Annotated in this window: 5 protein-coding genes; 3 read left to right on the top strand and 2 right to left on the bottom strand. The window is 38.2% G+C overall.

Translation table 11 applies throughout. The features are described 5' to 3' along the window. Window positions 1–129: 129 nt before the first annotated feature. Together MUW74_RS03965 and MUW74_RS03960 are read right to left on the bottom strand one after the other, a co-directional pair. Window positions 130–1557 (bottom strand): CCA tRNA nucleotidyltransferase, encoded by a 1428-nt coding sequence (locus tag MUW74_RS03965; RefSeq protein ID WP_243517363.1) that lies wholly within the window; start codon window positions 1555–1557, stop codon window positions 130–132. A 38-nt stretch (window positions 1558–1595) separates the two neighbouring features. Continuing rightward, window positions 1596–2933, bottom strand: coding sequence for a triacylglycerol lipase (locus MUW74_RS03960; RefSeq protein ID WP_243517365.1), 1338 nt, complete (start codon window positions 2931–2933; stop codon window positions 1596–1598). A 431-nt stretch (window positions 2934–3364) separates the two neighbouring features. Between MUW74_RS03960 and MUW74_RS03955 the strand changes: the two genes are divergently transcribed. The 3 genes from MUW74_RS03955 to murA all read left to right on the top strand — a co-directional run bounded on the left by MUW74_RS03955 (window position 3365) and on the right by murA (window position 7586). After that, a complete protein-coding gene (locus MUW74_RS03955) occupies window positions 3365–5590 on the top strand; it encodes an ATP-dependent helicase (protein WP_243517369.1) in 2226 nt (741 codons plus the stop codon). Between the two features lie 66 nt (window positions 5591–5656). Beyond that, the gene (locus MUW74_RS03950) at window positions 5657–6247 is read left to right on the top strand and encodes a DUF4290 domain-containing protein (protein WP_243517372.1); all 591 of its coding nucleotides are present in this window, start codon (window positions 5657–5659) and stop codon (window positions 6245–6247) included. Between the two features lie 31 nt (window positions 6248–6278). Then, window positions 6279–7586, top strand: a complete 1308-nt coding sequence (murA, locus tag MUW74_RS03945; protein ID WP_243517375.1) for a UDP-N-acetylglucosamine 1-carboxyvinyltransferase — start codon at window positions 6279–6281, stop codon at window positions 7584–7586. Window positions 7587–7770: the final 184 nt, after the last annotated feature.

Here is a 7770-nt window from a genome sequence, read left to right as displayed (position 1 = left end):
AGCATAAGCCATAGTGATGAACGGAAACAATTTTTAGTATCCATTCAAGGCTATGGCGGTTTGGAGTCCAGTTCTGCTAGGGTAGTGAATGGATATTACAACTATAGGCGCTGCTTTCAGTAGTTTTTTTCACCTTAGATAATCTTTACCAACCATCAACATATAATTAAATGCTTCTTGGTATTCATTCTTAATCTTACCCTCTAATATAGCTTCTTTAACAGCCTCTTTAATAAAACCCACCTGAGCACAAGGTTTTAGGCCAAACGTTTCCATAATAACAGCACCAGTAATAACCGGTTGAAAATTTCTAATCTTATCACGTGCTTCTACCGCTAAAACCCTTTTTTGAACCCTATCAAAGTTAGCTAAATATTGTTGCACCTTGATTTCATTTTTGGAGGTAATATCGGCTCTACACAATAAGAATAAATCCTCTAAGTCATCTCCAACCTCATATAAAAAGCGCCGTATGGCCGTATCAGTGACCTCCTTTGCCAAGGCTATAGGGCGCAAGTGTAATCTAACCAATTTTTGTACATATCCCAGAATTTCCTTGCTAGTAGGAAAGCGCATTCTTTTAAAGAGTTTAGGTAACATTCTAGCACCTAGATCTTCGTGACCGTGAAAAGAAAAACCATGTATAGGATCAAATTTTTTGGTCAATGGCTTGGCTATATCATGAAAAACAGCTGCCCAACGAAGCCATAATTTAGAAGAATGTCGGGCCACATTGTCCAAAACTTCAAGGGTATGTAGAAAATTATCTTTATGAGAATGGCAACCAATCTGTTCTTTTCCTGAAAGCTTTTGTAGTTCTGGTAGTACCACTGATAATAGGTGGCTATCAAACAAAAGTTTAAAGCCATAAGCGGGTCGATCAGTAGCTATCATTTTATGTAACTCTTCGGCAATACGTTCCTGAGCGATAATAAGCAATCGATTGCCAACAGCCGACATGGCTACCCATGTTTCTGGTGCTATGGTAAAATTTAGTTGAGTAGCCAATCGTATGGCACGCATAATGCGTAATGGATCATCTGAAAAAGTTTGATTCGGATTATAAGGCGTTCTAATCAAGCCATTTATCAAGTCATGCTGTCCATTAAATGGATCCAATAATCGCCCATAATCTTTTTTATTTAAAGAGATTGCCATGGCATTGATAGTGAAATCTCGACGCAGTTGGTCATCAGCCAGCGTCCCAGTTGATACACTTGGATTACGAGAATTCGGCAAATAAGATTCCTTTCTAGCACCTACAAACTCCACGTCGCACCCATCCCACTGCAACATGGCAGTACCAAAACTTTTAAATAAGGTAACGGGAACATCTTTATACTTTGCTACAACTTGTGCCAGAGCCATACCATCCCCTACGCAAACAATATCAATATCTTTGGACATACGTCCTAAACACAAATCTCGTACAAACCCACCTACTACATAGGTTTTTAATTGAAGCCCATCAGCCATCTGACCAATTTGACGCAAGATGGGATGATCCATAATGCCATCTAAAGCTACCATAGCCTCTTTACTTTTTACACTTTCCAAGATTCTATTTTTTAATTGTATGCTTGCAGCATCAGTAGCTAAGCAGCAGGAGCAGCCTCAACTCCTTGCTCTACAACCACTTCTTCTTTTTCCTCTTTGTATTCGTAAAAAGTTTCTTCTATAGATTCAGTCACTTTTTCTATGACCGCTTTATTATTAAGCTCAGAAAGCCCACGTTTTACAGAAACACCTACTTTATTGCCATGACAGGTACCATATACTTTTATACGCTTAAAATTTCTAGTACCTAAACCTTCTGCATGTTGTGTAGCAACAGGCAGCAACATATCATGCTCAGAGTTTGGATTACCGCCAATCAATTCTGCATAGGTGGCATTGAGTTCAGTCAATGCTTTGGCGCTAATAGGGTATTGAAATGTATCAAAAAGCTCAGAAAAGTCAGTTAAAACACCTGCAATAGCGGTAATCGGCCAATCAACTTCCTTAAGGCTTGAGACAACATCATTACGAATAAAATCACTTTCTGGGTCTAAATCTGCAATGCCATCTATCTGGCTAAATTTCATAAGGAATGGCGCTGCCTTGCCATAGAAGTTAGGATGGTGTTTTGCTAGTTCTGGTGCTTTTTTGAAAAAATATCCCCTTACAGCTTTGCTGTAGTTTGGTTGTATCTTATCTAAGGTTATAGCTATTTTACCAAATTTTTCATTGAATGTTTTAGCACGCTTAATATGCTGAAATATTGGCGCTCCTTTCCACGGTGTCCCTATAGTAATCAATTGTTCTATAGTGATGGCACATTCACGTTTCAAGCGAGCTTCATACTCTTTGGCAACAACCAAAGCCCGTAGTCCTCCTTGGCTATGGCCTACAAGTATAAGATGACTACCAAAAGGAATTTTTGCTTTGATCTCTTCATAAGCTAATCTAGCTTGTTGTTTAATGGATAGCTTCGAGCTAAGACTAGCAGATTTTTGGTTATTAGAGTCTTTATTAACACTTTTTAAGGCCACTATAGTTGCATGGGGAAATCTTTTTTCTAATATTGCTATCATGGCGTTAAAGTCAGAAGAAATTCTAGCAAGTCCATGCAATAATACAATAGCTTGTTTATCTTCTGTCACTTTAGCTAGTCGCTTGATATTTTTTGCTCCTTTTCTAGAAATCTCTAGTTCATCTGACACATCTAGATTTTGTTCATCGGTTCTTTTGCTTTTATTGTTTTGTTGAGCAGTATGCTCTTTTAAAACTGGCGGGTCTAATATCCTTGGCTCAACTGCTGTAGACAGTTCATTTTTTTTATGCTTATCAGAGCAACTTTTACCACTACAACTAACAATCAAGGAAAAGCAAAAAACTAAACTAAAGCGATAAATCCAAATAAAGCATTGATAAAGGCCTGTGGTAGGGTACATACTAATAAATTTCTGTAAAGAGAATTTTAGAAACACTACTTTTTCTGGTAATTTGCAAGTACTAGCTAGTACGTAAATTATTACATAGATTTAGTAGGTTTTGGTTTTGCACTCGGTGTGTTCTACAGACTCTAAACGCTAAAGAAATTTAATAGGCAATTAAATTGGTACGAGCCGAGTGGATCTAGCAAATATAGGCTTTTTAAATCTATTTTAATAATTGTAGATAGTTAATAACAGATAGCAACAACAGCATGCAGAGATGGTTCTTTGGCCTTTATCCAACTATTTATTAAATTGCTCTCCTGCTTAATATTGTATGATTCAACGAATGAAAGGGCGTAACTTTCAGTTTCCTTCGAAAGGTTGGAAGGATTAACAACAAGATTGATTATTTTGGATCAAATATAAAAATAAAAATAGTTATTACAATGGATCCAGTTATACAACCAACCTATCTTTCTGGGCTCAATGAGATGCAAAAGCAGGCAGTGGTTCATACAGAAGGTCCATCAATTGTTGTGGCAGGTGCTGGCTCAGGCAAAACAAAAGTATTAACGGCCAGAATCGCACATATCCTTAAGGAAAAAAAAGCAACACCTGATCAGATTCTTGCTTTAACCTTTACCAACAAAGCCGCTGCTGAAATGCGTCATCGGATTACTAAAATAGTGGGTAATGGCGCACAAGCCATATGGCTCGGGACTTTTCATAGTGTTTTCGTCAAACTACTAAGACGAGAAGCCAATACTTTAGGCTATCCTACCCATTTTAGTATTTACGACACAGACGACAGCAAATCACTCATCAAACAAATTACTAAAAGCCTTGCCTTAGATGATAAAGTATATAAACCAGGGATTATATTGGGACGTATCTCATATGCTAAAAACAGGTTGATTACACCAGAAGTTTATGCGGCAGACCCAACCTATCAAAAAGAAGATAGCCATATGCGTATGGCTAGGTTCAGTGAAGTCTTCTTAAGATACACCAACCACTGTTTACAGGCTGGTGCCATGGATTTTGATGACTTATTAGTACAGACTTATAAGTTATTATATGATTATCCTGCATTAAGCACAAAGTATCAACAACAATTTCGCTATCTATTTATTGATGAGTTTCAAGATACGAACCTAGTTCAGTACCGTATTGCTAAAAAACTGGCTTCCTGCCACCAGAACATTTGTGTAGTGGGAGATGATGCACAAAGCATTTATGCATTTAGGGGAGCTGATATTCAAAATATTTTGCATTTTTCTCATGATTATCCTAACCACCAAATGATCAAACTAGAGCAAAATTACCGTTCTACTAGGCATATTGTTGAGGCAGCTAATCGAATCATTAGTCACAATGAACATCAGTTAAAAAAAAAGGTTTGGACAGATAATCCAGTCGGGCCACCGCTTGCAGTACTAAGAGCTATATCAGATATGGAAGAGAGTCGGTTAGTAGTAGATGCCATAATGGCAGAAAAGCTAAATGGCCAACTGCTCTATCGAGATTTTGTCATTCTATACCGTACCAATAATCAATCTCGAAACTTTGAAGAAGCATTGCGTAAAAAAAACATTCCTTATCGCATCATAGGTGGCCTCTCTTTCTATCAGCGCAAAGAAGTAAAAGATCTTTTAGCCTACTTGCGTTTTGTAGTAAACTATAATGATACCGAAGCCTTTAGAAGAATTATTAATTTCCCTAGGCGGGGTATTGGCCCCACTACTATTGATAAAATATTTGCTATGGTAGCGGAAACAAAGCTTCCTCTCTGGACCCTACTACGCAATATAAATGACTATTTAAGTGGGGCTACTGCAGCTGCTGTTAGTCGTTTTGTAACACTTATTCATACGGCTACTCTAAAACTAGCAAACGAAAATGCATATGCTATAGCAAACTATATGGCCCAAGCATCTGGCCTGCTCAAGGAGCTGCATGAAGATAAAACGGTAGAAGGCTTAACCCGCTATGAGCATATACAAGAACTATTGAATAGTATCAAACAATTCGTAGACCACCCTGAAAACAGGGATCCAAGCCTGGGTAGTTTTTTACAAGAAATCGCATTAATTACCAGTGCCGATAAAGAAGACGCAAATGAAGATAGCCTAACATTAATGACCATTCATGCTTCTAAAGGCTTAGAATTCAAATATGTATATCTGGTAGGCATGGAAGAAGAACTCTTTCCTTCTTCTATGATGTTAGGCAGCAACGCAGATTTAGAAGAAGAAAGGCGTCTTTTCTACGTAGCTGTTACCCGTGCACAAATTCAGCTAACCTTATCTTATGCTTTAAGCAGATACAGATTTGGTAAATTAGCCAACGTAAAGCCCAGTCGTTTTTTACAAGAGATAGGTTGGACAAGTCATAGAGGGGGTAAAACAACGACTCCACAAAAGCCAGTAACTACAATAAACGATCCAGTTAGAAAACCAGTGGCTGCTTCCGTTTCATCCTCTCTCTCTACAGTGTCCACAAATAAGCTCCAAGTTGGCAACACAGTACGTCATCTGCATTTTGGTGTAGGAAAAGTTTTGCAGTTAGTAGAAACGGCAGATATGCATAAAGCTGTTATTCTTTTTCATAAATTTGGAGAAAAGACCCTCTTGTTAAACTATGCAAAACTAGAAATTTTGCCTCCAAAATAAAGCCTGTATTTAAATAGATATGATTGCTCATTAACCTAATAATCCATAATGTACGACTATAACACAATGCGATCGCCTTTAATGCTTAAAGAATATGGTAGAAACATACAGAAGCTTATGGAACAGCTGGTAACCATTGAAGACAAAACAGTTCGCACGCAAAAAGCCTATGGCATTGTAAAGCTGATGGAGGTGGTGAATCCTAATGCAGAGTCTTCACAAAAACGTTGGGATGATCTTTTTATATTATCAGACTACAAATTAGATATTGATAGTCCTAATCCCAAACCTATTAAGAGAGAAAGCAGCCAACAGCATTATGTTCATATGCCTTTTATTCAGCTAATCAGATATAAATATTATGGAAGACATATGGAGTCACTCATACAAAAGATAAGCACCCTAGCTACTCGTAAAGAGCAAGATCAGATGATTATAACAGTTGCCAGGCTGATGCGTCGTTTTAGTAGTATATGGAACAATGATTATATCAGTAATGAAAGAATTATGCAGGATATCAAACGCATGATTCCAGATGATACCATGCTAGATGTAGCAATCATACGAACCCTACCAGATGAAGGTAACAATGGTCAAAAACCCAGAACTAAGCAGCACGTCAAATCCAACCATTTTAAAAAGCAACCCAACCAATAGTCGGTTAGTATATAAAATATAAATCTGGACAATGGCTAAATTTATTATCGATGGAGGAAGCCATTTGGCAGGGACCATTCAACCGCAAGGCTCAAAAAATGAAGCACTACAAGTAATCTGTGCTACCTTATTGACTGATGAAGTAGTGACCTTACATAACATTCCTAATATCGCTGATGTACAGAGTGTGATGAAACTCTTAACCCTTTTAGGTGTACAAATTACTCGGTTGGGAGATAGAGGCTATCAGTTTTGCGCGAAGCATGTTGCCAAAGAAGCTATGCTTACAGCTACATTTCGCCAAGAATACACTAAGGTAAGAGGCTCTATTATGCTACTGGCACCCTTGTTAATCCGTTTCAAGCAGTGCATTATAGCTAAGCCTGGAGGAGATAGAATTGGCCGAAGAGGGCTTCATGCTCATTTTGAAGGACTAGCACAACTAGGTATTTCTTTTTACTACCATGCTGCTCAGGCAGCTTGGGAAGTAAAATACCAGGAATTAAAAGGCGCTGATGTATGGATGTCAGAACCATCGGTAACAGGAACCGCCAACTTAATTATGGCGGCCAGCATGGCCAAAGGGAAAACTATTATTTATCCTGCAGCTTGTGAGCCACATATACAGCAACTTTGCCATATGCTGGTAGCAATGGGATCACGCATTAGCGGTATTGGTTCCAATCTACTAACTATAGAAGGCGTACCTGTTTTAGGTGGTACAACCCATACTATCTTACCAGATATATTGGAAATTGGCAGCTTTATTGGATTGGCTGCAACTACCCAATCAGCATTAACCATTACAGATGTGCCTATGCCATTTTTTGCACCTGTTTGGTATTGTTTTAAAAAGTTGGGTATTGTTCTAGAACAACAGGGCAACCAATTGCATATTCCCGTGCAGCCCTGCTATAAGATTAAACCAGAAATGGATGGGAACTTAGTAACCCTTTATGATGCAGTTTGGCCAGGAATACCTGCTGATTTAATCAGCATTGCTGTTGTAACTGCGGTACATGCACAAGGGCATATGCTAATCCACCAGAAAATGTTTGAAAGCAGGCTCTTTTTTGTAGATCATTTGATTGAAATGGGGGCACGATTGGTCTTATGTGACCCACATAGGGTACATATAGTAGGTCTAGGGAATAGCCATAAACTACAAGGTACCCATATGAGTTCAAGTGATATTAGAGCCGGTATTGCTTTGTTAATTGCGGCACTAGCTGCAGAAGGCAGCAGTACCATTGAAAATATTAGTCAAATTGATCGAGGTTATGAATACATTGACCAACGACTAAATGCATTAGGCGCTTCAATTGAAAGGGTTGAATAAAACCTCAACAACGCCTATTGTGTATCTATTCAGGAAGTATCTGCTCATGACACTGGTAAAAAATGAATTTTTTAAAGCTACTTTTTGCTTGATCAAAAAGTAGCCAAAAAATCAAGCGCTGATGAAAAAAGTTACTGAAAGCTTAGTTTACAGCTGGAAAAACAGGAACCTCTCTGCAATCCAT

Origin of the sequence: Candidatus Cardinium sp. cBcalN2 (assembly GCF_022810445.1) — a bacterium.
Classification (GTDB): Bacteria; Bacteroidota; Bacteroidia; order Cytophagales; family Amoebophilaceae; genus Cardinium.
Note: the sequence above shows the minus strand (reverse complement) of the source record. Positions and strands in the feature narration are given on the sequence as shown.

Bases quoted from the DNA above. Each gene is read 5' to 3' on its own strand.
- MUW74_RS03960 (WP_243517365.1), bottom strand. From the start codon at position 2,933: ATGTACCCTACCACAGGCCTTTATCAATGCTTTATTTGGATTTATCGC.
- MUW74_RS03955 (WP_243517369.1), top strand. From the start codon at position 3,365: ATGGATCCAGTTATACAACCAACCTATCTTTCTGGGCTCAATGAGATG.
- MUW74_RS03950 (WP_243517372.1), top strand. From the start codon at position 5,657: ATGCGATCGCCTTTAATGCTTAAAGAATATGGTAGAAACATACAGAAG.
- murA (WP_243517375.1), top strand. From the start codon at position 6,279: ATGGCTAAATTTATTATCGATGGAGGAAGCCATTTGGCAGGGACCATT.